This window comes from Hoeflea sp. 108, from assembly GCF_000372965.1.
GTDB lineage: Bacteria > Pseudomonadota > Alphaproteobacteria > Rhizobiales > Rhizobiaceae > Aminobacter.
The window spans coordinates 1,943,556-1,969,507 of sequence record NZ_KB890024.1; the positions used below are offsets into that span (position 1 = coordinate 1,943,556).

Annotated in this window: 23 protein-coding genes, 3 tRNA genes and 2 pseudogenes; 16 read left to right on the forward strand and 12 right to left on the reverse strand. The window is 63.1% G+C overall.

Features of this window, described 5'->3' with window-relative positions:
- Positions 1 to 325: 325 nt before the first annotated feature.
- A complete protein-coding gene (locus B015_RS0109370) occupies positions 326 to 835 on the forward strand; it encodes a hypothetical protein (protein WP_026227069.1) in 510 nt (169 codons plus the stop codon).
- A 99-nt stretch (positions 836 to 934) separates the two neighbouring features.
- Here the strand turns inward: B015_RS0109370 and B015_RS33800 are convergent, their stop codons facing one another.
- Positions 935 to 1,156: a hypothetical protein gene (locus B015_RS33800; RefSeq protein ID WP_018427434.1), complete on the reverse strand. Its 222-nt coding sequence runs from the start codon at positions 1,154 to 1,156 to the stop codon at positions 935 to 937.
- Between B015_RS33800 and B015_RS30700 the strand changes: the two genes are divergently transcribed.
- Positions 1,046 to 2,059 (forward strand): HlyD family type I secretion periplasmic adaptor subunit, encoded by a 1,014-nt coding sequence (locus tag B015_RS30700; protein WP_245262309.1) that lies wholly within the window; start codon positions 1,046 to 1,048, stop codon positions 2,057 to 2,059. The genes B015_RS33800 and B015_RS30700 overlap by 111 nt on opposite strands.
- Positions 2,060 to 2,269: 210 nt before the next feature.
- Here the strand turns inward: B015_RS30700 and B015_RS34140 are convergent, their stop codons facing one another.
- The 4 genes from B015_RS34140 to B015_RS0109395 all read right to left on the reverse strand — a co-directional run bounded on the left by B015_RS34140 (position 2,270) and on the right by B015_RS0109395 (position 3,840).
- Positions 2,270 to 2,659 carry a response regulator transcription factor gene (locus B015_RS34140; protein ID WP_343122973.1) on the reverse strand — a complete coding sequence of 130 codons (390 nt, stop codon included), beginning with the start codon at positions 2,657 to 2,659 and terminating at the stop codon, positions 2,270 to 2,272.
- A 14-nt stretch (positions 2,660 to 2,673) separates the two neighbouring features.
- Positions 2,674 to 2,889, reverse strand: a complete 216-nt coding sequence (locus B015_RS34145) for a response regulator transcription factor (protein WP_343122974.1) — start codon at positions 2,887 to 2,889, stop codon at positions 2,674 to 2,676.
- A gap of 161 nt (positions 2,890 to 3,050) precedes the next feature.
- The gene (locus B015_RS0109390; RefSeq protein ID WP_018427436.1) at positions 3,051 to 3,479 is read right to left on the reverse strand and encodes an HD domain-containing protein; all 429 of its coding nucleotides are present in this window, start codon (positions 3,477 to 3,479) and stop codon (positions 3,051 to 3,053) included.
- A gap of 285 nt (positions 3,480 to 3,764) precedes the next feature.
- Positions 3,765 to 3,840: transfer RNA gene (locus B015_RS0109395), tRNA-Val, on the reverse strand.
- Between the two features lie 213 nt (positions 3,841 to 4,053).
- Between B015_RS0109395 and B015_RS0109400 the strand changes: the two genes are divergently transcribed.
- A tRNA-Asp gene (locus B015_RS0109400) sits at positions 4,054 to 4,130 on the forward strand.
- Positions 4,131 to 4,474: 344 nt separating this feature from the next.
- A tRNA-Asp gene (locus B015_RS0109405) sits at positions 4,475 to 4,551 on the forward strand.
- 341 nt (positions 4,552 to 4,892) lie between these two features.
- Here B015_RS0109405 and B015_RS0109415 read toward each other — a convergent pair.
- Together B015_RS0109415 and B015_RS0109420 are read right to left on the reverse strand one after the other, a co-directional pair.
- The gene (locus tag B015_RS0109415; protein WP_018427438.1) at positions 4,893 to 6,170 is read right to left on the reverse strand and encodes a M23 family metallopeptidase; all 1,278 of its coding nucleotides are present in this window, start codon (positions 6,168 to 6,170) and stop codon (positions 4,893 to 4,895) included.
- 118 nt (positions 6,171 to 6,288) lie between these two features.
- Complete coding sequence (locus B015_RS0109420) at positions 6,289 to 6,756, reverse strand: peroxiredoxin (protein WP_018427439.1); 468 nt, start codon at positions 6,754 to 6,756, stop codon at positions 6,289 to 6,291.
- Positions 6,757 to 6,858: 102 nt separating this feature from the next.
- Here B015_RS0109420 and B015_RS0109425 point away from each other — a divergent pair, with 102 nt between their 5' ends.
- On the forward strand, positions 6,859 to 10,263 hold the full coding sequence (locus B015_RS0109425; RefSeq protein ID WP_018427440.1) for a DUF3971 domain-containing protein: 3,405 nt from the start codon (positions 6,859 to 6,861) through the stop codon (positions 10,261 to 10,263).
- Between the two features lie 83 nt (positions 10,264 to 10,346).
- On the opposite strand, the gene tyrS is transcribed toward B015_RS0109425, so the two are convergent.
- On the reverse strand, positions 10,347 to 11,600 hold the full coding sequence (tyrS, locus tag B015_RS0109430) for a tyrosine--tRNA ligase (RefSeq protein ID WP_018427441.1): 1,254 nt from the start codon (positions 11,598 to 11,600) through the stop codon (positions 10,347 to 10,349).
- A 110-nt stretch (positions 11,601 to 11,710) separates the two neighbouring features.
- Here tyrS and B015_RS0109435 point away from each other — a divergent pair.
- Both B015_RS0109435 and B015_RS0109440 read left to right on the forward strand, forming a co-directional pair.
- A pseudogene (locus tag B015_RS0109435) lies at positions 11,711 to 11,896 on the forward strand (anhydro-N-acetylmuramic acid kinase); the annotation flags it as partial.
- Between the two features lie 99 nt (positions 11,897 to 11,995).
- Positions 11,996 to 13,354 carry an esterase-like activity of phytase family protein gene (locus tag B015_RS0109440; protein ID WP_018427443.1) on the forward strand — a complete coding sequence of 453 codons (1,359 nt, stop codon included), beginning with the start codon at positions 11,996 to 11,998 and terminating at the stop codon, positions 13,352 to 13,354.
- A 132-nt stretch (positions 13,355 to 13,486) separates the two neighbouring features.
- Here the strand turns inward: B015_RS0109440 and B015_RS0109445 are convergent, their stop codons facing one another.
- Positions 13,487 to 14,137 (reverse strand): FMN-binding negative transcriptional regulator, encoded by a 651-nt coding sequence (locus tag B015_RS0109445; protein ID WP_018427444.1) that lies wholly within the window; start codon positions 14,135 to 14,137, stop codon positions 13,487 to 13,489.
- Positions 14,138 to 14,154: 17 nt separating this feature from the next.
- Positions 14,155 to 14,850 carry an alpha/beta hydrolase gene (locus B015_RS0109450; RefSeq protein ID WP_323848087.1) on the reverse strand — a complete coding sequence of 232 codons (696 nt, stop codon included), beginning with the start codon at positions 14,848 to 14,850 and terminating at the stop codon, positions 14,155 to 14,157.
- 198 nt (positions 14,851 to 15,048) lie between these two features.
- Here B015_RS0109450 and B015_RS0109455 point away from each other — a divergent pair, with 198 nt between their 5' ends.
- The 8 genes and pseudogenes from B015_RS0109455 to B015_RS0109490 form a co-directional block, all read left to right on the forward strand.
- A complete protein-coding gene (locus tag B015_RS0109455; RefSeq protein WP_018427446.1) occupies positions 15,049 to 16,212 on the forward strand; it encodes a cysteine desulfurase family protein in 1,164 nt (387 codons plus the stop codon).
- A 225-nt stretch (positions 16,213 to 16,437) separates the two neighbouring features.
- Positions 16,438 to 17,955 carry a Fe-S cluster assembly protein SufB gene (sufB, locus tag B015_RS0109460; RefSeq protein WP_018427447.1) on the forward strand — a complete coding sequence of 506 codons (1,518 nt, stop codon included), beginning with the start codon at positions 16,438 to 16,440 and terminating at the stop codon, positions 17,953 to 17,955.
- A gap of 30 nt (positions 17,956 to 17,985) precedes the next feature.
- Positions 17,986 to 18,741: a Fe-S cluster assembly ATPase SufC gene (gene sufC, locus B015_RS0109465; RefSeq protein WP_018427448.1), complete on the forward strand. Its 756-nt coding sequence runs from the start codon at positions 17,986 to 17,988 to the stop codon at positions 18,739 to 18,741.
- Positions 18,742 to 18,751: 10 nt separating this feature from the next.
- Positions 18,752 to 20,017 (forward strand): Fe-S cluster assembly protein SufD, encoded by a 1,266-nt coding sequence (sufD, locus tag B015_RS0109470; protein ID WP_026227070.1) that lies wholly within the window; start codon positions 18,752 to 18,754, stop codon positions 20,015 to 20,017.
- Positions 20,018 to 20,194: 177 nt separating this feature from the next.
- A complete protein-coding gene (locus tag B015_RS0109475; protein ID WP_018427450.1) occupies positions 20,195 to 21,436 on the forward strand; it encodes a cysteine desulfurase in 1,242 nt (413 codons plus the stop codon).
- Between the two features lie 5 nt (positions 21,437 to 21,441).
- Complete coding sequence (locus B015_RS0109480) at positions 21,442 to 21,840, forward strand: SUF system Fe-S cluster assembly protein (RefSeq protein ID WP_018427451.1); 399 nt, start codon at positions 21,442 to 21,444, stop codon at positions 21,838 to 21,840.
- Positions 21,841 to 21,942: 102 nt separating this feature from the next.
- Positions 21,943 to 22,323 carry a Fe-S cluster assembly scaffold SufA gene (sufA, locus tag B015_RS0109485; RefSeq protein WP_026227071.1) on the forward strand — a complete coding sequence of 127 codons (381 nt, stop codon included), beginning with the start codon at positions 21,943 to 21,945 and terminating at the stop codon, positions 22,321 to 22,323.
- 21 nt (positions 22,324 to 22,344) lie between these two features.
- A pseudogene (locus tag B015_RS0109490) lies at positions 22,345 to 22,638 on the forward strand (TfoX/Sxy family protein); the annotation flags it as partial.
- A gap of 29 nt (positions 22,639 to 22,667) precedes the next feature.
- Here the strand turns inward: B015_RS0109490 and B015_RS0109495 are convergent.
- Both B015_RS0109495 and B015_RS0109500 read right to left on the reverse strand, forming a co-directional pair.
- Positions 22,668 to 23,585 (reverse strand): pseudouridine-5'-phosphate glycosidase, encoded by a 918-nt coding sequence (locus B015_RS0109495; protein WP_026227072.1) that lies wholly within the window; start codon positions 23,583 to 23,585, stop codon positions 22,668 to 22,670.
- 20 nt (positions 23,586 to 23,605) lie between these two features.
- Positions 23,606 to 24,547 carry a carbohydrate kinase family protein gene (locus B015_RS0109500; protein WP_026227073.1) on the reverse strand — a complete coding sequence of 314 codons (942 nt, stop codon included), beginning with the start codon at positions 24,545 to 24,547 and terminating at the stop codon, positions 23,606 to 23,608.
- A gap of 279 nt (positions 24,548 to 24,826) precedes the next feature.
- Here B015_RS0109500 and recA point away from each other — a divergent pair, with 279 nt between their 5' ends.
- Positions 24,827 to 25,915 carry a recombinase RecA gene (gene recA / locus B015_RS0109505; protein ID WP_026227074.1) on the forward strand — a complete coding sequence of 363 codons (1,089 nt, stop codon included), beginning with the start codon at positions 24,827 to 24,829 and terminating at the stop codon, positions 25,913 to 25,915.
- Positions 25,916 to 25,952 lie beyond the last annotated feature (37 nt).

A 25,952-nucleotide genomic window follows, 5' to 3' on the forward strand; every position in this document is an offset into this window, starting at 1 on the left:
GCAACGCCTCAAGATCATCCGCCGGCGCCTCGTGTGCCGGCGGATTTTTTCTGCCGTCCGCATTCGATGGCTCGGCCGCGCCGTTCGTCGTCAAGCGGACGTCTCGCCAACGCGCAAGTCAGCATCTTCGGTGTAAGCGAAGCGCTCAATCAACTGAGCGGCTTGAGCTCGGAATAGGACCAAAGGCTGGCGCCGGTGGCACATTGGTCCGGCTCGGGGGCGTATCGGTCGCAGGACGCTGCACATGTGAGCGAGGCTGCGGCAGGGTGGTTCTTGCAAGACGATCCATGGCGCATCGCGCCGTGCGAACGAAAGGAGCCCTAAGATGCGTGCAAGATCCTCCCTGCAACTCACCTTGCTCATGCTTCGTGCCTCCGCCGCACTCGCCTTGACTGCCGCGCCGCTGCACCTCGCCTTCGACGGCGCCATGCCGAAGCTTGTGGCGGCAACTGCATTGGCCGACAGCGACGATTCCGGCGGCGGCGGTGATCGCGATTCGGGCGGCCATGACAGCGATGACAACGACGGTGGCGACGATCATGGCGGCGGCCATGACGATGACGATGATGACGACGACCATGGCGGCTCAAGCGGCCATGGCAACGACGATGACGATGATGACGACGATGACAAGGGTGGCGACCACCACGTCAATCCGAGCACCGGCGATCGCGTCGAAGTCGACGGTGACAACATCCAGGTTCTGCATCCCGACGGTACGAAGGAGGAAATCGACGGCGGCGTATATGAAATGAAGGACGCCCGAGGGCGGACCATCATCGAGCGCCGCGCGACACAAGCCGACATAGATCGGCTGGCGGCCTTGGCAAGCTGACGCCAGCCAGGGCCAGTCTCATCACGCCGCAACCGGATGAGACCCCAACGCTGCCGGTTCATGAACAACCCCGACCAGGTTTACCCGCCCGGTTCCCGATCATGCCCCGGCCAACTCAGGCGACAGGCTGGAAAGGTTCAAGACCTTTCCGGCCTTTCCTTTGCCCGGTTTCAACCCGCTATCCGCGGCTAGGCCGTCTTGTAACTGACCATCGTTCGCACCCAACTCGCCGAACTCAAGGCGCGCCAGGCGCGGCTCGTCGCTGAGCGCGACAATCTCGATTGGGTCGCGTTCCCAACCGAACTGGTCCAGAACCAGCATGGGTTCGATGTGGTTTCGGCAGGTGAAATGCGCCTGTTTCGCGGCAACCAGCTGAACCGGCGCAGCCAGAAGGACCAGCTTGAACTCGGCGTCCGGCAGCTTGGCGAGGAGGTAAAGGGGCTGGAGGCCCAGCTGAAATCCAAGTCCGATGAGATTGCGCTCGTCGCCAAGGAAGCCTCGAAGATCAAGGGGCTGGCCGACCGCCGCCTGATCGAGGGCGCTCGTGTTTACAACAGCGAGCGGGACACCGCCCGCCTTGGCGGTGAACGTGCCGAGATCGAAGCGGGGATCGCGCGCGCCAGGGCGAGGATGAGCGAGATCAGGCTCCAGATCATCGCCGTCGACGAGACCGCGCGCACCGAGGCCCAGCGTGAACTGAGCATCGTCGAGCCCAAGATATCCGAGCTCCACGAAAGACGTGCGGCGATCGAGGACGTGCTGTCACGCACCGACATCAGGGCGCCGATCGCCGGCACCGTCAACGAGCTTTCCGTGCACACCATCGGCGGCGTCATCACGCCGGCCGAAAAACTGGTCACGTTGGTTCCCGCCGAAGCCAAGCTCAAGATCGAGGCCCGGCTTTCGCCCACCGACATCGACCAGATCTCCATAGGCCGCCCGGCCAAGCTCAGGTTCTCGGCGTTCAACCAACGCACGACGCCGGAGCTGCAAGGGGCCATCGCCTATGTCTCGCCGGCAACGAGCAGCGATCCCGCCAGCGGTCAGGTCTATTATGTCGCCAATGTCACGGTGACATCAGACGAATTGGCAAAGCTCGAAAACAACAAGCTTCTGCCGGGCATGCCCGTGGAAATCTACATCTCGACTGACGAGCGCACGGCCATGTCCTATCTGGTAAAGCCGCTTTCCGACCAGTTCAACCGGGCGTTCCGCGAGCAGTAGTCGCGGGCAGGGCATACCCGAAACGATCAGTGGTATTGTGGCTAAGTTGCCGATGTCACGGCAACAGCGGACGAAATGGAAATGCCGGGGCGAGGTTCTACAGGCACGTTGATCTGGGCCCTGCTTCGCGACCTGCGGACTGTCAGATGATGCCGCTGTCGCACCGGATGTTCCGAGAGCCGCATCAAGACAACGCCGTGCCTGCAGCGATCAGCGCGCGCCGGCCCTGACCTCGTGAATCAGCATTGCGGCTTCGGTGCGGTTGCGTACGCCGAGTTTGGCAAAGACCTTGGTCATGTGGTGCTTGATGGTCTTTTCCTGCAGGTTCAGGCGCAGCGCCACTTCCTTGTTGCTGAGCCCGCCGCCGACCAGCCGCAGAATCTGGTCCTCGCGCTTGGTCAGCTGTTGCAGTGGATCGCCGCTGCCGTCCCTGGAGATTCGCGCTTCGAGATCTTCGACAAGACGGGCGGACAATTGCGGCGCGACATAGGTCTCGCCGCCTGCGACGCGGTGCAGAATCTCGGCCAGCGAGCGCGCCCCGACGCCTTTGAGGATGTAGCCGCGAATGCCGAGCTGCAGTGCCTCGATCAGGTCGCTCATCGCCTCTGATACGGTCAGCAGCGCGATCCTGAGGCCGGGCCGGTCGGCCGCCCACCACCCGGCATGCTGATGTCCATCAGCATGATCTCGGGATCCTCTTGCATCAGCCGGACGGCATCTTCCGACGAAGCACCCTGGCCGACGATCTCGAACCCGCCGATCTCAGACAAGCTGCGCACCACGCCTTCGCGCAGAAGGGGGTGGTCGTCGACTACCGCCAGACGGATCATGCCGGCACCTTCAGCTCTTTCGAGCTTCTTGTAGTTGGCCTTTGCACACGCGCTGCCGTGCAGCAGAATGGGGCTAGGTTAGCGGCTTGTGCAATCCGGGAAAGTGACCAAGGTCGCACGGAGAACGGGACATTTGGGCCCTTCGGACTGGGCGAGGGGGATCACAGGGCCGCCGCCGCTTCGAGGATCGACCGCGCTTTCCGATACCGCTCAAGCAGGCTCGAATCGAGCTTGGCGGCCTCGACGCGATCTGGCCTCATATTGTCATCGATGTCGGCCAGCTTAACCCGTCTTGCGATGTCATTGGTGGCGCAACGCGCGATGAAACTGTCGTATGTCTCTCCATGCCCGCGCGTCAGGGCTAACACGGCCTCGATGACGGATTCCGAGAAGCCTTTACAACGCAGATCGCCGGCGCTGATCTCAGTGTCTTCGACAACATCGTGAAGCACCGCCACTATGCGATCATCCTCTCGTTCAAGGGCGAGCATTACGCGGAGCGGGTGGAGGACATACGGCTGCCCGGCCTTGTCGATCTGCCCTTGGTGAGCCGCAGCGGCCAGTTGGATGGCTTTTGTCAAATCGCTCATCGGCGCTTTCCTTGCGGTGTGGCTGCTCGATAGGCCGCTGTGCGTGTATGCCGAAGCGCTGCCCATTCTTCCCAGACACCAGTGTTGTAGTAATGCAGCCGCGAGCAATAGAGCTTGCGGCAACCCAAACCGCAAATTCCAGCAGCCCGCTGCCACCATCTCCTTGACCCTATCAGCGGGTAGGGAATTGCCGCCGATTCATGCCCATGCAGGTTCGGTGAACCTGTTGAGCACTTCGTAAATCTGACCGCGAAGCCAGAAAACATAACAATTTCAGAGAGAAAATGGTGGGCGATGACGGGCTCGAACCGCCGACATCTTCGGTGTAAACGAAGCGCTCTACCAACTGAGCTAATCGCCCCAACCGGCGGACGTTTAAGCGGTTCGCCGCTGATCTGCAAGGTCAAATACTGATGGTCGTCGAAGGGCAGGGCAAGTTGACGTAGCGTTTCCAGTCTGTGGAAAATGAGACGACAAAGAATGTCGAATATCTCTTCGATGTCGCTTGACACTCTCCATCGAACCCCGTAATTCACCGCCCAACGACGCGGCGCCTTGCGCCAACGTCTGGAGCGCGGGTGTAGCTCAGTCGGTTAGAGTGCCGGCCTGTCACGCCGGAGGTCGCGGGTTCGAGCCCCGTCACTCGCGCCATATTTTCCAAAGGCTATTGCCTTTTCTAACTCCAAAAACCATCGACTGATGCAAAGCTGGTGTGGTTGCTGCCTGCATGTTCCGTGCGGCGTCTTGCTTGCGCAGTGCTCGTATCGCGACTCGTCGGCGGGCCGGTGAGATCTGCGAATTGAAATGATCGGCTGTGCGATGTGGCCGGTGGCCGATTCATGTCCCGGAACAACCGGGGATACGGCCGTTCGAAGGCCTGGGTTTCCTTCGTTCTGCACAAAGGTCGTGGGCAGCTAAGATCGCCATTTGACAGGTGCGACAGAACCCCGTAATGCAGCGCCAACGACGCGGTGCCCAGCGCCAACGTCCAGAGCGCGGGTGTAGCTCAGTCGGTTAGAGTGCCGGCCTGTCACGCCGGAGGTCGCGGGTTCGAGCCCCGTCACTCGCGCCAGTTTCTCAAGGGTTTCGGCCCGTTTGCTGATCCTCCAGATTAAGCCGGTTGAAAGCGCCGATGGCGCCGTTCGGTTTGTATTTCTGTCGTGCGAAACAGATTTGAGCCGTCGCCAGTGGCAACGCCCGCGAGGCGGGTAAAGATCGCTAATGGCGAATCGCGTTTGGTGCAAAGCGCCTTCGGCTGGCTGCGTTTGCTCACTCAGTCGGCCTGGCGCTTTCGCAGCATGATTCTGGCTGATCAGGTGGATTCGCAACTGCGCCCTGTCTAAAGGGCGCCGCAGATCATTGAACCCGTGGACGAAACCGTCCGGAAACCGCCTTGGTGTTCCGGATTCGCACCTAGAGATACGGGCCGAGTTTCTTGCCGGCCTTGATGAAGCGCAGGGGGTCTATGGCATTGCCGTCTTCGCGCACTTCATAGTGCAGGTGCGGGCCGGTCGAGCGGCCGCTGCTGCCGACTTCGCCGACCTGGTCGCCGGCCGACACCTTTTGATCGGGTGCCACCAGGATCTTGCTCAGATGCGCGTAGCGGGTGACGAAGCCGTCGCCATGGTCGATTTCCACCATCCGGCCATAACCGCCGTTCCAGCCGGCCTTGGTGACGGTGCCGGCGGCCGTGGCGCGGGCCGGCGAGCCGAAGGGGGCGCGGAAATCCATGCCCGAATGAAGCGCCAGCGTGCCGATGAGGGGGTCCTTGCGCACGCCGAAGCTGCTGGAGATCGGGCGCCCCGCCGCCGGATTGGCGAGTGGCAGCTTGCGCGCCTGTTTTTTCAGCCGGTCGAGCGCGTCGAGTGCTTCGTCGAGTTCTTTCACCTTGCTGTCGAACATCGTCGATTTGTCGATGGCCACCAGCGGGCCGCCGACATCTGATTTGCCGTAGTCGTCGGCTACCGCCAGCCCGGCGCTCTGCAAGGTCTCCGAGATGGCATCGGCTGCCTGGTAGGCGCCATCGGTGAGCGTGTCTATGCGCTGAACCTGGTCGTCCTCGATGCTGCGCAGCGACTTGTTGATGGCGACGAACAGCTTGTCGGCGCGGTCGGCCGGGCTCTCGCTGTCGGCGTCGCTCGACCGTGTCGACCAGAACGAGAAGGGGCGTGCGGCAGCACTGCTGGCGTCGGCATAGGCGAGTGCTGCCGTGCCGCCAATGGTCTTGCTGTCGAGCGCTGCTCGCTCGTCGATGATCTTTGCAGGGGCGGGGGCTGTTGCTGGAGCCTCGGTCGGTGCCTTGTCGAGCAGCGGCTCCAGCCGGCCGTTGCGCTCACTGAGCTTGGACTGCCGCGCCAGAAGTTCGGTGACCTTGGTTTCCATAAGTTGCTGGTCGAGCAACTGTCGGCTGGTGATGCGGTCGACCTGGGCCCTGAGCGCCGATATGCGGTCCTCATACGCGTGCTGCATGCGCGCCTGGCGCGCCGTGGTCGCGCCGATCAGATCGTCGCGAAAGACGAGATAGGAGGTTGCCAGCAGATAGCCGATGGCGATCGTGGCAAAGGCTGACCCGGCAAGGGCAGCAGCCCACGGACGCACCGTGAAGTGACGGATCTCGTTGCCGCGCGCGATGATGACCGTATGGGGTTCCTTGCGCCTGCCGAAGACGGCGGTCTCAGCTTTTGTTTTCAACGGACCGAACTCTCACCCGGAGATACCGACAGTCCGATTACACATTATTAGGGTTAACAAAGCTTTGCCGCCCGGGCTTGGTCGGCCTAGCACCCCGCGCGGAAGGGGGCTGCCCGGCCTAGAGCGCGCGCACCGCCGCCAGCACCTCTTCGGCGTGCCCCGCCACTTTCACCTTATTCCAGATTCTGGCTATCTTGCCGTCCTTACCGATCAGGAAGGTGGTGCGTTCGACGCCCATATATTTGCGGCCGTACATGCTCTTTTCGGTCCACACGCCATAGGCCGAGAGCGTATTTAGCTGTTCGTCGGCTACGAGATCGATGCCGATTTGGTGTTTGGCCTTGAATTTGTCGTGTTTCTTGGTGCTGTCGGGCGACATGCCGACCACGATCGCCCCTGCCTTCTCGAATTCGGGCTTGAGGCGGCTGAAGTCGATCGCTTCCTGCGTGCAGGCGGGCGTATCGTCCTTCGGATAGAAATAGAGGACCACAGGTTTGCCGGCGAAGTCGGAAAGGGTCAGGATGCCGCCGCCGTCGCGCGGCAGTTCGAATTGCGGTGCGGCCTGGCCAATGACGAGTTCAGACACATCGAACCCCTTGTTTGAAGTTACGCGTGAGCGCGCAACGATGTCAGGTTATTAATGCCGGACTTGGATTCGTCCACGACCACAACGAGTACGGGACAAAGCGTGGCTCAGGAAGTGCCTCGGCACGAGAAAATCCGGTTCAGGCGCGACGAGATCACCGATCTCGGCGCGTTGCCTTCGGCTGCCGGCCAGGAGTTGCAGCATCCGCGCAACTCGGGCTGGCGTCGCGCCGGCCATTGCCTGCTGGCGGCCGTTGCCGTGCTGGGCTCGCTGGTTTTGCTCGCGATCATCGCCATCGAGGCCGTGAGCTATTCCGGCATCGGCCAGGACCGGCTGCGCCGCGAGGCGGAGCGCGCCATCGAACAGATGGCCGGCGTCGACGTGGTGGTCTCCATGGGGCAGGCACGGCTTGCGCTCGATGGTCTCCGCCTGGTCGCCGTCGAGGTGCCCGACGTCAAGCTGACGCGCAGCGACGGCACTCCCATGGTCGAAGCCGGGCTCATGCGTTTCGGTATCAGGCTCCTGCCGCTGCTGTCGGGCGATGTCACGCTTGGCGATGCCAAGATCTCCGACGCCCGCTTTGTCGTCGACGCCATGCCCGAGACCGGTGGCGGCGACTGGAGCGAGGTCCTGCGCAACCAGAACGGCCTGTTCGACCCGCAGAAGCTGCTGCGCGAGACATTCCGCGGCGTGCATCGCGGGTTCGATGCACTCCGCTTCGACGGCATGCGGCAGATCGCCTGGAGCAATGTCGATTTTGTGTTGCCGGCGGGCGGCGAGGTCAAGGTCGTCAGGGTGGTGCACGCGGCTGTCTCGAAGACGCTCGCTGGCGAGTTGCTCATCGACGCCAGTTTCGATGTCGACGGACGTGAAGTGGAGCTGGCGGCTTCGGCGACGCGCGACGAAACAGCAAGCCGCATCGCCACGCTCGATGCGACGGTTTCCATGGACGACCCGCATGCGGGCCAGTCCGACCTGCCGCCCAGCAAGGCGAGCCGCATCGGTTCGGCCGACCTCATCATCACCGGACACGAAGGCCCCGGCGGCGACGGTTCCGAGCTGATCGCACAGGGTGCCATCAGCAAGTCGACTCTCGACCTCGGGCCGCGGGGACAACTGGTCGGCGACGTGTCTCTCGACGTCAGGTTGGCCGACGGCCAGGACAAGCTCGACATCCGCCAACTGCAGGTGACCACAGGCCGCTCGAGCTTCGATTTCAGCGGTGCTGTCGGGCCACGCCCGCCGACTGGCGTTGCCGGAGACAATCCGGCCTATCGCTTCGAGCTGATGAGCCGGGAGTCGCGTCTGGGGCCGACCGAGTCGCCCGAGCCGGTGCTGAGCTTCATCGCCCGCGTCGCCGGTAGCTATGATATCGTCACCAATACGCTGACCGCCGAACAGATAGGCATCAAGTCAGGCCCAGGCGGCGAGGCACTGGGCAAGGCTTCGGTCCAGTTTGTCCAGGACAAGGCGCCTGGCATCTTCGTCGCCTTCAACGTCCACGACATGGAGGTCGCGCACGTCAAGCAGCTCTGGCCCTGGTTTTCGGCCTACAATGCGCGCATCTGGGTTCTGCAGAACCTGTTCGGCGGCCGAGTGGTCGACGGCAACATCCAGTTCAACGTTCCGCCGGATCGGCTGGGCAATGGTGTGCCGCTCAACTCGCAGGAAATCTTCGGCCGCTTCGAGATCGACGGTTCGCGCTTCGACGTTGCCGGTCGCATTCCGCCCATCCGCGATGCGAAGGGCATTGTCGAGTTCCACGCCAACGACGTCGACGTATCGCTGTCGGCGGGCACGGTCTTCATGCCCAGCGGCCGCACGGTTGCCGCCAGCAATGGCAAGCTCAAGGTTACCAAGGCCAATATCATGCCGGTCATCGGCGCGCTCGACATCGATGTCGCCGGCAGCGCCGACGCCATTGCCGAGCTCGCCTCCTACGAGCCGATCAACGCCATGCGCCATGTCGGCATCCTACCGGAGGAACTGGCGGGCGACGTCACCGGCAACGTCAAGGCTGACATTCCGCTGACCAAGGGCATCGACAGCGACAAGCTCGGCTGGACCGTAGCGCTGAACTATGAGGGCCTGGCGGTCGCAAAGCCCTTCGACGGCCAGAAGCTGTCGGACGCCAAGGGCACGATCACGGTTACGCCCGAAAAGGCGGTCATTTCCGCCAACGGCAAGCTCAACGGCGTGCCCGCCGAGCTCGACCTTGTCGAGCCGCTGCGCGACGACACCGTAGCCAAGGAGCGCAACGTCCAGTTCGTGCTCGACGACAAGGCGCGCAACACGCTCATTCCGGGCCTGTCCGACTTGCTGTCCGGCACCATCAAGGTCGATGTCGACCAGTTGGAAGAGGGCAAGCGCGACATCGTCGCCGATCTCACGGCCGCCCGGCTCGACTTTCCCTGGGTCGGCTGGAGCAAGGGCCCCGGCATTCCCGCCAAGGTGTCCTTCAGGATGAACACCGACGGCGAGCGCTCGACGCTGACCGACTTCCGGCTCGAGGGCAAATCCTTCGGCCTCAGGGGCGACGTGACGCTTACCAACGGCGCCCTGTCGTCGGCCCGGTTCGATCAGGTGCAGCTCAACCGCGACGATGATGTCGCGGTCAACGTCAAGCGAGCCGGCAAGGGTTATGCGGTGCAGGTCAAGGGCAACACGCTCGATGCCCGTGCGCTCATCAAGCAGTTCATGGCCGATACCGACAGCGCCACTAAGTCGGCCGGCTCCAATTCCGTCTCCGTGACCGCCTCCGTGGGAACCTTGATCGGCTTCAACAACGAGAAACTGACCAACGTTTCGCTCGATTATTCGGGCTCGGGCTCGAAGGTCGACGGCCTCCAGGTCAATGCGACCGCAAGCTCCGGCGGCCAGATATCCGTTGGCAATGTCGCCAAGGGCGACGGCCGCCGGCTCGACGTGCGTTCGGCGGACGCCGGTGCCATCCTGCGCTTCCTCGACGTCTACGCGCGCATGCAGGGCGGCAGCCTGGCGCTGGCGCTGGAAGCGGCCGGCGGCGGGCCGCTCAAGGGTCAGGTTGACGTCCGCGACTTCTGGGTGGTCGACGAGCCCCGGCTGGCTTCCATCGTTTCCAGCAAGCCCTCAGGCGACGATCGCAGCCTCAACCAGGCGGTGCGCAAGGACATCGACGTCTCGCGCGTCAAGTTCGAGCGCGGCTTTGCCCAGATCGACAAGCGGGAGAAATATCTGGCGCTGGAAAACGGCGTGCTGCGTGGCCCGCTGATCGGCACGACTTTTCAGGGCACGCTCTACGATCCGCAAGGCCAGATGAACATGACCGGCACCTTCATGCCGGCCTACGGCCTCAACCGCATCTTCGGCGAATTGCCGCTGGTCGGCGTGATCCTGGGCAACGGCCGCGATCGCGGCCTGATCGGGGTGACCTACAAGCTCTCCGGCGACGCCAACGCGCCCAAGCTGCACATCAATCCATTGTCGGTGATCGCTCCCGGCATCTTCCGGACCATCTTCGAGTATTGAGAGCTGCAGGATCGCCACTCACCTCCAGATACGAAAATGGCCGGCGATGCCGGCCATTTCTGTATCTGCGAGATTGCTGTCCCTTAGGCCGGGCGCACCAGAATGTGTTTCTTCTTGCCGAGCGACAGCTTGACGACGCCCTCGGGCGTGAGGTCGGCTGACGTCACTGCGCGGCGCTCGTCGCTGACCGGCTGGTCGTTGAGCCTGACCGCGCCGCCCTGGACGTGTCGGCGGGCTTCGCCGTTGGAAGTGGCAAGCCCGGCCCGTACGACAAGCGCCAACAGGCCAATGCCGGCCTTGAGCTCGTCGCCCGCTACCTCGACGGTCGGCAGCGTGTCGGCCAGCGCCCCTTCCTCGAAGGTCTTGCGCGCCGTTTCGGCAGCCTGTTCGGCGTTGTCGCGGCCGTGCAGCATCGCCGTCACTTCCGTTGCCAGAACCTTCTTGGCGTCGTTGATCTCGGAGCCGCCGAGGGCCGCGAGCCGTGCAATCTCATCCAGCGGCAGCACCGTGTAGAGCTTGAGGAAGCGCTCGACGTCGGCATCCTCGGTGTTGCGCCAGTATTGCCAGAAGTCGTAGGCGCTGAGCATGTCGGCGTTCAGCCACACAGCGCCGTTCATCGACTTGCCCATCTTGGCGCCCGACGACGTCGTCAAAAGCGGCGAGGTCAGCGCATAGAGCTGCGGCGTGCCGAGGCGATGGCCGAGATCGATGCCGTTGACGATGTTGCCCCACTGGTCCGAGCCGCCCATCTGCAGGCGCAGGCCGTGGCGCTTGTTCAGTTCAACGAAATCGTAGGCCTGGAGGATCATGTAGTTGAATTCCAGGAACGACAGCGACTGCTCGCGATCGAGGCGCTGCTTGACGGAATCGAAGCTCAGCATGCGGTTGACGGAGAAATGCTGGCCGACGTCGCGTAGGAATTCGAGATAGTTGAGCGGCATCAGCCACTCGGCGTTGTTCGGCATTAGCGCATCGCGCGGCCCGTCGCCGAAGGTCAGGTAGTTGGAAAACACCTGCTTGATGCTGTCGATGTTCGACTGGATCGTCTCCGGCGTCATCAGCTTGCGCGCCTCGTCCTTGAAGGACGGGTCGCCGACCATGCCGGTGCCGCCGCCCATCAGGGCGACTGGGCGATGGCCGGTCTTCTGCATCCAGTACAGCATCATGATCTGGATCAGGCCGCCGGCATGCAGGCTCGGCGCCGTCGGATCGAAGCCGATATAGGCCGATACGATCTCCTTGCGGAACAGGTCGTCGAGGCCGGCGTCATCCGAGGTCTGGTGGATGAAGCCGCGCTCGGAAAGGGTGCGCAGGAAATCGGACTTGAAGGCAGACATGGCTCTTTCTCTCGGCGGACGATGGGTACGATCGATCCGGCGTTGGATCGGCGACGCCAGCGCTTTAGCATCTGAAGCGCAGGAATCACAAGGATGGCAGACCGATGCCTGCGGTGGCGGCCGCAAGAATCCCAAAGGTCATCGTTGCCGAAGATGCCGGCCTCAACGGCGAGGCCACCGAGGCCGAAGCCTGGGCTTATCTCGCCGCGCGCTCGGCCCTTGGCCTGCCGCTGACTTTCCCGACCACCACAAGCTCCAGCGAGCCGGTCAGCGGCGGCTTGCGCGCTGAGCCCTAACGTCTTGGGAGACTTCATCAAAGTTTCATCACCGCGTCACCCGGTCGACATGCCGCGCCCCTAGCAGAGGCGCGTCAGTTCAACCAACCGGGGTCCACCATGCGACGCTCTCTCTATCTGGCTGCGGCCGTCCTAGCGCTTTCCACCGCTTCCGCCTTTGCCGACGACCAGGAGTTTCCGGCAAAGCTTGCCGCCCACGCGATCCTGCCGGCCAACACCATCATCCCGGCTCCCGAAAACGCGCCGGAACATCTGCGCAGCTCGGGCAAGTTCACCACGGCCGACCGCAAGCGCGCCGAGGGTCTCGGCACCGTTCCGGGCAAGGATGGCGTCCGTCCGACCGGGCTGTCGCTGCCTTTCGACGGCCAGCCCGTTCAGGGTTTCTCCGGTATCAAGTCGATGGGCGACGGCACCTTCTGGTCGCTGTCCGACAACGGCTTCGGTTCGAAGTTGAACTCGTCGGACGCCGCTCTCATGCTGCATCACATCGCTTTCGACTGGGACAAGGGCACCGTCGAGCGCAAGAAGACCGTGTTCCTGACCGACCCCGACCGCAAGGCACCGTTCCCGATCGTCCTTGAAGGCTCTGATAACCGCTTCCTCACCGGCGCCGACTTCGACGTCGAATCGATCCAGCCGGTCGCTGACGGCTTCTGGGTCGGAGAGGAGTTCGGTCCCTATCTGCTGAAGTTCGATGTCGAGGGACGACTGACCGATGTCTTCGACACCGTGATCGAAGGCGAGCCGGTTCGTTCGCCAGACCATCCGACGCTGACCTTGCCGGGCAACCCGGCCGCTAAGAATCCGGTCTTCAATCTGAAGCGCTCGGGCGGCTATGAAGGCCTCGCCATGTCCAAGGACGGCGCGAAGCTCTACGGCCTGCTCGAAGGCCCGCGCTACATGGCCAATGGCGAAGTCGAAAAGGTCGACGGCAAGACAGCGCTGCGCATCGCCGAATTCGACGCGGCCAAGAAGGAATGGACCGGCCGCAGTTGGCTCTACCCGCTGGCCGACGGCGGCGAGGCCATCGGCGACTTCAATATGATCAGCGCCACCGAAGCGCTTGTCATCGAGCGCGATAATGGTGCCGGCACTGCCGACAAGGCCTGCGCTGACGCCAATGCGCCGAAGCCGGACTGCTTTGCCCGTCCGGCCAAGCTGAAGCGCATCTACAAGATCGAGATGACGGATGAGAACGTCGGCAAGGCCGTGCGCAAGGTCGGCTACATCGATCTGATGAAGATCGCCGACCCCGACAACAAGAAGCGCCAGGGCGGCGGTGAGGGCTTCTACGACATGCCTTTCGTCACCATCGAGAATGTCGATCTGGTCGATGACAGCCACATCATCGTCGGCAACGACAACAACCTGCCGTTCTCGGCCGGCCGCGCCATCGACAAGGCCGACGACAACGAGTTCGTGCTGCTCGAGGTGAGCGACCTGCTGAAGGCCAAGTAAGGCCGGCTCTCACCATGAAGCGTCGTCCGGGCTGCGCGAGCGGCCCGGATTCATTTTCTCAAGGTATGGTCTCAACTAGCTGAGACAACGTAGGAATCGGAAAGTCGACCGTTACAGGCGTGGCCACCGAGGCTATTCGCCGTCGATCCCGCCATATGTGCGCACCAGCTTGGCCATTTCGGCGGCGTCGGGCGTCGGCTTGTCCGCCTCCAGCCCTTCTGCCACGCCGACCCTGTCGGCGACCGGTCGGTTCTGGCTGACCTTCCACTTGCCTTCGATTGCAACGATGTCGATTTCGAGGCCGACGATGCCCTTCATCTGGGCGGCGATGTAGGCATCGGGCGCGTCAGTCACCTGCCAGGGCTCGGCGCGGCCGCCTTCATGGGTGGCGGTCAATTCGGCGATCTGGCCGGTCAGCCAGTGCTGATCGTCCATCACGCGGACCTTACCGCGCACCTGCACGATGGCATAATTCCAGGTCGGCACCACCTTGCCAGTCTCGCGCTTGGTCTCGTACCAGGACGGCGTGACATAGCTGTCGAGCCCCTGGAACACGACAAGCGCATCGGGGTTGTCGGCAAACAGCTTCCACTGCGGGTTGGCGCGGGAGAGATGGGCGCGCAGCCGGCCGTTGGGCGCAGGCTCTGCATCAAGCAGAAACGGCACCGGATTGGCCACGGGGCCATCGGTGCCGCTGCAGATCAGAAGGCCCAGCGGATGGGCCTTGATCAGTGCATGCAGCACGTCCAGCCGTGTCTCCTTGAAATGGGGCGGCTGATACATGGCTGCTTGCTACTTGCTTACTTCAGGCGCTTCGGCCGGGCGTCGGAAAGCTCGCCGGCCAGGCGGCGGTCGAGATATTCGGCGCATTCGTCGATCAGCAGGTCGGGCGCGTTGCCGAAGAAGTGGTTGGCGCCTGTCAGCGTCTTCTGCGTAATCGTGATGCCCTTCTGCGTGTGCAGCTTGTCGACCAGGCCCTGCACGTCCTTCGGCGGTGCCACCTTGTCTGCATCGCCATGGATGATCAGGCCCGACGAGGGGCAAGGTGCCAGGAACGAGAAGTCGTAGGTGTTGGGCTGCGGTGCGACCGAGATGAAACCTTCGATCTCCGGGCGCCGCATCAGAAGCTGCATGCCGATCCAGGCGCCGAAGGAATAGCCTGCGACCCAGCAGCTTTTCGAGTCTGGGTGCAGCGACTGCACCCAATCGAGTGCCGCCGCCGCGTCGGACAATTCGCCCGTGCCGTGGTCGAATTCGCCCTGGCTGCGGCCAATGCCGCGGAAATTGAAACGCAGCGTGGTGAAATTGCGCTTCTGGAACATGTAGAAGAGGTCGTACACGATCTTGTTGTTCATCGTGCCGCCGAACTGCGGGTGCGGGTGCAGCACGATGGCGATGGGGGCGTTCTTTTCGCTGGACGGCTGATATCGACCTTCCAGGCGACCCGCCGGACCGGCGAAAATGACCTCTGGCATGTTATACTCCACTTGATGCAGGCGCGGACGAGACAATCCTGAGCCCAGCCTTGACGCGGGGAACGCGTCTACATAGAAGCTAGTTTAGAACTGTTCAAAACTGGGCTGCGTGACCGCTCGGTTGGCAAAGCGGGTAGATAGGACGGCTGGCCTTGGAATTTCAAGGAAATTGCGCGTTGCTGCACCCGAACGTGATTTGACAGGGCAAAAACCAGGAAAATGGCCGGAAGACGCGCCTATCTCGACCACAATGCCAGTGCGCCGCTGCTGCCCGCAGCGCGTGAGGCCGTGGTTGCGGCGCTCGACATTGCTGCCAATCCGTCGTCGGTGCATGGCGAGGGCCGTGCCGCGCGCAAGCTGATCGAGGACGCCAGGCGCGCCGTTGCCGAACTCGTCGGCGCCAAGCCGGAACATGTCGTCTTCACCTCGGGCGCGACCGAGGCCGCCACCACACTGTTATCACCCGACTGGCGCATGGGCCGTGGGGTCGTGCGCATGTCCCGGCTCTTCGTCTCCGAGGCCGACCATCCTTGCGTGCTCAATGGCGGCCGCTTCCCGGCCGACCGCGTGACGCGGATCGGCGTAGACGGCAACGGCATCGTCGATCTCGCGGCACTCGAAGCTGCACTCGCTGCCCACGACAAGTCGGACGGCCTGCCGCTGGTGGCGATCCATGCCGCAAACAACGAGACCGGCGTCATCCAGCCCGTTCGCGCCATCTCGGAGCTGGTGAAGGCTGCAGGCGGTGTTCTGGTGCTCGACGCGGTCCAGGCTGCAGGCCGCATTCCTCTCGACATGTCAGAGGGTTACGCCGACTACCTGATTCTCTCCTCGCACAAGATCGGCGGCCCCAAGGGCGCCGGCGCGATCGTCGCCACCGCCGACCTGATGATGCCTGCGCCCTTGGTTGCCGGCGGCGGCCAGGAGAAGGGTCACCGCGGCGGCACAGAGAATCTTCAGGCCATTGCAGGATTTGGTGCTGCGGCACGTGACGCGCTGGCTGGTTTCGCCGATATGGAGCGGGTGCGCAGCTTGCGCGACGGCATCGAACAGACCGTCATGCGCTTTGCTCCCGATGCTGAAATCTACGGAAATTCCGTCGAACGGCTTGCCAATACGACATTCTTCGCTATTCCGGGCGTCAAGGCCGAGACGGCGCAGATCGCCTTCGATCTCGCGGGCGTCGCGCTCTCGGCAGGCTCCGCCTGTTCGTCGGGCAAGGTCGGTCCCAGCCATGTGCTGAAGGCCATGGGGTATGCCGACAATCTGGGCGCACTGCGCGTCTCGATCGGGCGGCAGACGACCGAAGAGGATATCGCCCTGTTTGCGGATGCGCTGGCCAAGCTGCTGGCGCGCCGTGGCGGGGCGACACGAGCCGCCTAGTGCATGATCCCGAAAAGCGGTCGACGCTTTTCGGAAAAGTCAGGCGCCGGCAAGAAGGCGGCAGAATTGGCCCAAGGGCCGTTGAATGGGTGTGTCACGGTCGCCGGAAGGCGGCTTCCGGGTGAATTCCGGGGCGGGATGCACTATATGGAACTTACGCCGCGCTAGCGGTGCCATAGTTTGAAAACTGTCGGGCCTTGACCCCGGCGTGGATGGAGAACGCTTATGCCTGCTGTGCAGGAGACGATCGAGCAGGTCCGCAAGATCGATGTGGACCAGTATAAATACGGATTCGAGACCGAGATCGAGACCGAAAAGGCCCCCAAAGGCCTGAACGAAGACATCATTCGTTTCATCTCGAACAAGAAGAACGAACCGGAATGGATGCTCGAATGGCGTCTTGAAGCGTTCCGCCGCTGGCTGACGCTCGAGGAGCCCAACTGGGCGCGCGTCGATTATCCCAAGATCGACTTCCAGGACATCCACTACTACGCTGCGCCGAAGAACCAGTCGGGGCCGAAGTCGCTCGACGAGGTCGATCCGGAGATTCTCAAGGTCTATGAGAAGCTCGGCATCCCGCTGCGCGAGCAGGAAATCCTCGCCGGCGTCCAGAAGGAGGTCGATCCCGACCTCGAGGAAGCTAACGACAACGTCTACAAGTCGGGCCGCGTCGCCGTCGACGCCGTGTTCGATTCGGTGTCCGTCGTCACCACCTTCAAGGACGAGCTGGCCAAGGCCGGCGTCATCTTCTGCTCGATCTCGGAAGCCATCCGCGAGCACCCGGAGCTGGTGAAGAAGTATCTCGGCTCGGTCGTGCCAACCTCAGACAACTACTACGCCACACTGAATTCGGCCGTCTTTACCGATGGCTCCTTCGTGTTCGTGCCCAAGGGCGTGCGTTGCCCGATGGAACTGTCGACCTACTTCCGTATCAACGAGAAGAACACGGGCCAGTTCGAGCGCACGCTGATCATCGCCGAGGAGGGGGCCTACGTCTCTTATCTCGAAGGCTGCACCGCCCCGCAGCGGGACGAGAACCAGCTTCACGCCGCAGTCGTTGAGCTGGTCGCGCTTGACGACGCCGAGATCAAGTATTCGACCGTCCAGAACTGGTATCCTGGCGATGCCCAGGGCAAGGGCGGCATCTACAACTTCGTCACCAAGCGCGGCGATTGCCGCGGCGATCGTTCGAAGATCTCGTGGACCCAGGTTGAAACCGGTTCGGCCATCACCTGGAAGTACCCGTCCTGCATCCTGCGCGGCGATGACTCCAGAGGCGAGTTCTATTCGATCGCCGTTTCGAACGGCTACCAGCAGGTCGACTCGGGCACCAAGATGATCCATCTCGGCAAGAACACGTCGAGCCGCATCATTTCCAAGGGCATCGCCGCCGGCTTCTCGCAGAACACCTATCGCGGCCAGGTCTCGGCCCACCGCAAGGCAACCAACGCACGCAACTTCACCCAGTGCGACAGCCTGCTGATCGGCAACCAGTGCGGCGCGCACACCGTGCCCTACATCGAGGCGAAGAATTCGTCCGCGCAGTTCGAGCACGAGGCGACCACGTCGAAGATTTCCGACGATCAGAAGTTCTACGTCATGCAGCGCGGCATTCCCGAAGAGGAAGCCATCGCGCTGATCGTCAACGGCTTCGTCAAGGAAGTCATCCAGGAATTGCCGATGGAGTTCGCCGTCGAGGCCCAGAAGCTCATCGGCATCAGCCTCGAAGGCTCGGTCGGCTGACCGGCGACACGATATTCAGGAAGAAAAAAGATGCTTGAGATCAAGAACCTGCATGCCCGTATCGCCGACAGCGGCATCGAAATCATCCGTGGCCTGAACCTGACGGTTAAGGCAGGCGAAGTCGCAGCCATCATGGGCCCCAACGGCTCGGGCAAGTCGACGCTTTCCTACATCCTCGCCGGCCGCGACGATTATGAAGTGACCGAAGGCGAGATCCTCTACAACGGCGAATCGATCCTGGAGATGGATCCTGCCGAGCGCGCCGCCAAGGGCATCTTCCTGGCCTTCCAGTATCCGATGGAGATACCGGGTGTTGCCACCATGGAATTCCTCAAGGTCGCGATGAACTCGCAGCGCAAGGCGCGCGGTGAAGACCCGCTGAAGATTCCTGACTTCCTCAAACGCGTGAAGGAAGCTGCCGCCTCGCTCGACATGGACATCAACATGCTCAAGCGCCCGGTCAATGTCGGCTTCTCCGGCGGCGAGAAGAAGCGCGCCGAAATCCTGCAGATGAAGCTGCTCGAACCGCAGCTCTGCGTGCTCGACGAAACCGATTCCGGCCTCGATATCGACGCGCTCAAGATCGTCTCCGACGGCGTCAACGCGCTGCGCTCACCCGACCGCGCGGTCGTCGTCATCACCCACTACCAGCGCCTGCTCGACCACATCGTTCCCGACACCGTCCATGTCCTCTACAAGGGCCAGGTCATCAAGTCGGGCGACAAGTCGCTGGCGCTCGAACTCGAAGAGAACGGCTACGCCGGGATCATCGAAGAGGCGGCTTGAGGTGTCGACCATGAACATGCGTGCTGAAATCCAGCGTACCCCCGCGGAGGCGGCGTTGGTCGACGCCTTCGGCGAGCGGCTGTCGCTGCTGCCCGGCGACGGCGCCGTCATGGTCAAGCGCGACGACGCCATCGAGCAGGTCAAGAACGGTCTGCCGACGCGTCGCGTCGAGGCCTGGCACTACACCGACCTGCGCCGCCTGCTGGCAAGCGTTCCCGACTTCGACGCCAGCGCCAAGGCCAAGTCGGTCGCGCCGCTGCTCGAAGGCTCGACCGTGCTGTCGCTCGCCAATGGCGTGTCGCAGCCTGTTTCCGGCATCGACGGGGTGACCTTCCAGCGTCTTGCCGACAAGCTCACCGACGGCAGCTATGCCCCGGCGCTCGTCACCTATGGAAACGACGATACCATCGGCGCCATCAACACCGCTTTCGTCGCCGACGGCTACTTCGTCGACATCGAGGCCGGTAGCCAGCTGGACAAGCCCATCGAGCTGCAGAACCTCCAGGCCGGCGGCCAGAGCCATGTGCGCTTGCCGGTGCGTGTCGGTGCCGGTGCCAAGGCGACGATCGTCGAACGCCAGACGGGCGAGGGCGCTGGCCTTGTCAGCTCCGTCAGCCAGCTCCTGCTCGGCGACGACGCCGAGGTGTTGTGGCTGATCGTCCAGGACCAGCCGGAGACGGCGACCCATCTCGCCCAGTTCAAGGCCGAGCTCGGCAAGAACGCCAAGTTGACGCTGTTCGTGATGAATGCCGGCGGCAAGCTCGTCCGCCAGGAAGTCATCGTCAAGGCGGCAGGCGAAGGCGCCGATTTCAAGCTGCGCGGCGTCAACTTGCTCGCCGGCGACAGCCATGTCGACGTCACCATGGTGCTCGACCATGCCGTGCCGCACACCTCCTCGACCGAGGTGGTTCGCAACGTGGTCACTGGCCGCGCCAAAGGCGTGTTCCAGGGCCGCATCAACGTGCACCAGGTCGCCCAGAAGACCGACGCCCGCATGGCCTGCAACACGCTGTTGCTGTCCGACGACGGCGAGTTCTCGACCAAGCCGGAGCTGGAGATCTTCGCCGACGACGTCGCCTGCGGCCATGGCGCCACCGTCACCGAGATCGACCACAATCATCTGTTCTACCTGATGGCGCGCGGCATCGACGAGAAGTCGGCCCGTGGCCTTCTGATCCGCGCCTTCCTGGCCGAGGTCATCGAGGAGCTCGAGGACGAAAGCGTCGTCGATCCGCTGGAAGAGCTGCTGAGCAACTGGTTTGCGACGCACGGGTAACGGCTGAGGGCTGCGCTTGGGCGTACCCTCAACCGGCCTCGCTCCGCTCGGCCACCTTCTCCGACAAGGGGAGAGGGAAATGCGCCTGACCTTCTCCCTTGCAGGAGAAAGTCGATTGGCGCGAAGCGCTGAGACGGATGAGGGGTGTTGGAAGAAACGTGGCTTAGAGAAGACGCGATGGACAAGAAAGTCGAAGCCAGCACCTACGATGTCGAGGCGATCCGCCGCGACTTCCCGATCCTGTCGCGCGAGGTCTACGGCAAGCCGCTGGTCTATCTCGACAATGGCGCCTCGGCCCAGAAGCCACAGGTTGTTATCGACACCATCGCCAATGCCTATTCGAATGAATACGCCAACGTCCACCGCGGCCTGCATTACCTCTCCAATGCCGCGACCGACGCCTATGAGAAGGCGCGCGAGAGCGTGCGCCGCTTCCTCAATGCGCCCAACGTCGACCAGATCGTTTTCACCTCCAACGCCACCTCGGCGATCAACACCGTCGCCTATGGCTATGGCATGCCGAACATCGGCGAGGGCGACGAGATCGTTCTGTCGATCATGGAGCACCACTCCAACATCGTGCCGTGGCATTTCATCAGGGAACGCCAGGGCGCCAAGCTTGTCTGGGTGCCGGTCGATGACCTCGGCGCCTTCCATGTCGAGGAATTCGAGAAGCGCCTGACCGACCGGACAAAGCTGGTCGCGATCACGCATATGTCGAACGCGCTGGGCACGGTGACCCCGATCAAGGAAATCTGCCGCATAGCACATGCGCGCGGCATTCCCGTTCTGGTCGACGGCAGCCAGAGTGCTGTCCACATGCCTATCGATGTGCAGAACCTCGACTGCGACTTCTTCGTCATGACCGGGCACAAGCTCTACGGTCCGTCAGGCATCGGCGTGCTCTACGGCAAGCGCGAGCTGCTCGAGCGTATGCGCCCGTTCCATGGCGGCGGCGAGATGATCGTCGAGGTGACCGAGGACATCGTCACCTACAACGAGCCGCCGCACCGCTTCGAGGCCGGCACGCCGCCGATCGTCCAGGCGATTGGCCTGGGCGCAGCACTCGACTACATCGACGGCATCGGCCGCGAGCGCATCGCAGCGCATGAGGCGATGCTGCGCGACTACGCCCATGAGCGGCTGCGCTCCATCAATTCGCTGCGCATCTTCGGCGACGCGCCCGGCAAGGGCGCCATCGTCTCGTTCGAGCTGCAGGGCATCCACGCCCATGACGTGTCGATGGTCATCGACCGCCAGGGTGTCGCCGTGCGCGCCGGCACCCACTGCGCCCAGCCGCTGTTGAAACGCTTCGGCGTCACCTCCACATGCAGGGCGTCCTTTGGCATGTACAACACCAGGGCCGAAGTCGATGTCCTGGTCGAGGCGCTTGAAAAAGCGCGCAAATTCTTCGGGTGAGCACCATGGAAGACGTTATCGCCGCGACCACTGAAGAGACCGTGCCCGAAACCGGCGGCAACGGTGTCATGTCGGCCTCGACAATCCCGGCCGACGAACTGGCGCGCTTGACCGACGATATCATCTCGGCGCTGAAGACGGTCTATGACCCGGAAATCCCCGCCGACATCTACGAACTCGGCCTCGTCTACAAGATCGACATCGAGGACGATCGCACCGTCAAGATCGACATGACGCTGACCGCCCCCGGGTGCCCGGTCGCCGGCGAGATGCCCGGCTGGGTGCAGAACGCCGTCGGCACCGTCGAAGGCGTGTCGGGTGTCGAAGTCAACATGACCTTCGACCCGCCATGGACGCCTGACCGCATGTCGGAAGAGGCACAGGTCGCGGTGGGGTGGTATTGAGCCATCGACGGTGGTGCTTGCATGCACATGCAATCTTCACCATCTTAGCTCTGTAATGGAACATTCCCCGGGCCTTTAACCCGGCGACGAATGGAGACTGAAATGGGACGCTTCGCCGTCATCTCAATGACCGACCGGGCCGCCGAGCGCGTGCGCGAGATCATGGCCACCCGTGAAAATGCCCAGGGCATTCGCCTCGGCATCAAGAAGGGCGGCTGCGCCGGCATGGAATACACGGTCGATCTGGTGACCGAGCCGAACCCCAAGGACGACCACATCGAGCGCGACGGCGCCCATGTTTATGTCGCGCCGGAAGCGGCATTGTTCCTGTTCGGCACCCAGATGGATTTCGAGACCACGACCCTGCGTACCGGCTTCACCTTCAACAACCCGAACCAGAGCTCGGCCTGCGGCTGCGGCGAATCCGTCGAGTTGAAGCCCGCCGACCTCAAGGCGCTCGCCGAGGCGCGCGCGCAGGCCTGATCCACTACGAGGCATCGGCCGATGAGCGATGAAGCCATCCGCGAAACCTTCTCGGGCCTTGGCGACGTCACCATCCGAAAGATGTTTGGCGGCAAGGGCATCTATCACGACGGCCAGATCGTTGCCGTTGAAGTGCGCGGTGAAATCTTGCTCAAGGCTGATGCGGTGAGCGCGCCCGATTTCGAGGCAGCCGGCGCGACACGCTGGAGCGATGCCGGCGGCCGGCCGGTCAACATGCCCTATTGGACCATCCCTGAAAGCGCGGTCGATGATCCGGACGAACTCGCCGTGTGGACGCGCAAGGCATATGAAGCCGCGCTGCGCGTCCGGAAATAGCAGGCGCCTCAGAGCGCCCGGGCGATCTTCGCTGCCAGGCGTGCGTTGTTTTCCACCAGCGCGATGTTGGTTTTGAGGCTGGCGCCGTTGGTCAGTTCCAGAATCTTGGCGAGCAGGAACGGCGTAACAGCCTTGCCCGAGATGTTCTGGGCCTCAGCTGCCTTCTGTGCAGCCTCGATGTAGCCGGCCATCTTTTCGGTCGGGATCTCGTCGCTCTCGGGCACGGGGTTCGCCACCAGCAGGCCGCCGTCGAGGCCCAGTGCTGCGCGTGTCGCATGCAGGCGTGCGATCTTCTCGGGCGCATCGAGGCGCAGCGGCGCGGCAAAAGGCGACTTGCGCGACCAGAATGCCGGCACGATGTCGGAGCCGTAGGCGACAACAGGCACGCCGCGTGTTTCCAGCACTTCGAGCGTCTTTTCGATGTCGAGGATGGCCTTGGCGCCGGCAGACACCACAATCACGGGCGTGCGCGCCAGCTCGTCCAGGTCGGCCGAGATGTCGAAGCTCTTCTCTGCGCCCTTGTGCACGCCGCCGATGCCGCCTGTCGCGAACACCTTGATGCCGGTGAGATGGGCCGCGATCATCGTCGCTGCCACCGTGGTTCCGCCGGTGCGACCTTCGGCGACCGCATAGGCGATGTCGGCGCGCGACAGTTTCATCGCGCCGCCGGTCATGGCAAGCGATTCGCGCTCGCCGTCCGACAGGCCGATCTTGATGCGGCCGTTGATGACGGCGATCGTCGCGGGAACCGCGCCTTCGTCCGAGATGATCTTCTCGACATTCGCCGCCATCGCCGAGTTGTCGGGATAGGGCATGCCGTGGGTGATGATGGTGCTCTCGAGCGCGACCACGGGCTTGCCGGCGGCAAGGGCAGCGGCAACAGGCGCGTGGACGTCGATGAAGGGGCGGGCGGTTTCGGGTGTCATCTTGATCTCCATGGGCGGCCTCATGCCATTTCCTTGGCTTGCGGCACAAGGGCCAGCATCTCTGCGAAGGCCTGTTGGTCGAGTTCCGGTACAGCGGAAGCGGTCTCGATGGCGAGCACGGCGGCTGCAATGCCTTCGCGCAGCGCGCGCTCCAGCGTAAGCCCGCGCATCAGCGCTGCGGTCGTGGCGCCTGCCAGCGCGTCGCCCGCACCTGTCACGTCGACGATCCGGCGCGGGGCGGGGGGCGCAACCTCGATCAACCCTGACGTGTCATAGGCGAAGACTCCGCTGCCACCGGCCGTGACGACGCCGCGCTTGAGCCCGGCGGCCCGCAGTCCACGCATGAATTCGGCCGGCGAGGAATCGGTGGTGGTGCCTGCCAGCACCCCCGCCTCGCGCCGGTTCATGTAGAGGCAGGAGAGCTTGCCGAGGATCGGCACCAACCGCACCGCCTTGGCCGGCGAAATGGCAATCGCAAACAGCGGCCTGTCGGCAATCTCTCCAAGCTTGGTCAGTGCCGCTTCGGGCAGGTTGGCGTCGCACAGAACTGCGTCTGCCGCTGTTATCGCCTCGCGTGCCTTGGCGCGCCGCATCTGCTTGGCGAAGGCGAGTTCATAGAGCCCCATGTCAGCCAATGCCGCCACCACGTCGCCGTCGCGGTCGAGCAGCGCCGTGTAGCTCGGCGTCGCCCTGTCCAGGAACACAACCGACAGGTCCTCGATGCCGTTCGCTGCGATCTCGGAGGCCACTGCTTCGCCTGCAGCGTCGCCGCCGCGCACTGACATCAGCGCACCGCGCGCGCCCCGACGAACTGCACCGCGCAGCGCGTTGAAGGCGCCGCCGCCGACCTCTTCGCTCATCGCGCCGGGGATCGAGGCGCCCGGCACGAAGGGCGCCGTCATGCGTCCCCTGCGGTCGACATGCGCGCCGCCGATGGCGAGGATCCTGGGTGATGTCATCAATGATATGTCCGGCCGGATTTCGAAGCGGCGAACTTAGTGCGCCGGGAGGTTGGCAGCAACCACGGCGAATCGCCTTCGCGGCCATTTGCTGGAGTTTGTCGCTTCGCTCGCATGCGACATCGGATCACGCATGTGTGTGAAACGAAAAAAGAACACCAGGCTGAATTGCGTTTTGTTTCAATCGGTTGGGTGCTCTTGCCAAATAAGAACAAAACAGATACAAATTTATATCGGTACCGGATCTGCCGGCCTTCATTGACGACCACGGGATGATGTATCATGGCTCAGAATTCATTGCGGCTCGTAGAGGATAATTCGGTGGACAAATCTAAGGCTCTGGACGCGGCGCTGTCGCAGATCGAACGCGCCTTCGGCAAGGGCTCGATCATGCGCCTGGGTGCCAATGAGCAGGTTGTCGAGATCGGCACGGTCTCCACCGGCTCGCTCGGCCTCGACATCGCGCTTGGCGTCGGCGGCCTGCCGCGCGGACGTATCATCGAGATCTATGGGCCGGAAAGCTCGGGTAAGACGACGCTTGCCTTGCACACGATCGCCGAGGCCCAGAAGAAGGGTGGCATCTGCGCCTTCGTCGACGCCGAACATGCGCTCGATCCAGTCTATGCCCGCAAGCTTGGGGTCGATCTCGAAAACCTGCTGATCTCGCAGCCCGACACCGGCGAACAGGCACTCGAAATCTGCGACACGCTGGTGCGCTCGGGCGCCATCGACGTGCTGGTCGTCGACTCCGTCGCCGCACTTACCCCGCGCGCTGAAATCGAAGGCGAGATGGGTGAGTCGCTGCCGGGCCTCCAGGCCCGCCTGATGAGCCAGGCGCTGCGCAAGCTGACCGCCTCGATCTCGCGTTCCAACACCATGGTCATCTTCATCAACCAGATCCGCATGAAGATCGGCGTCATGTATGGTTCGCCTGAGACGACGACGGGCGGCAACGCGCTCAAGTTCTACGCCTCGGTCCGCCTGGACATTCGCCGCATCGGCTCGGTCAAGGACCGCGACGAGGTCGTCGGCAACCAGACCCGCGTCAAGGTGGTCAAGAACAAGCTGGCCCCACCCTTCAAGCAGGTCGAGTTCGACATCATGTATGGCGAAGGCGTCTCCAAGACCGGCGAGCTCGTCGACCTCGGCGTGAAGGCTGGTGTGGTCGAGAAGTCAGGTGCCTGGTTCTCCTACAATTCCCAGCGTCTGGGCCAGGGGCGCGAGAACGCCAAGCTGTTCCTGCGCAACAATCCCGAAGCTGCGCGCGAGATCGAGACGGTACTCAGGCAGAATGCCGGGCTGATCGCCGAAAAGTTCCTTGAGAACGGCTCGCGTGAGGATGATGGCGAGGATGAAGCCAGCGCCATGTGATTTGGCCCTGTGTCCGGTTGGCGGTTCTGTCGCTCGG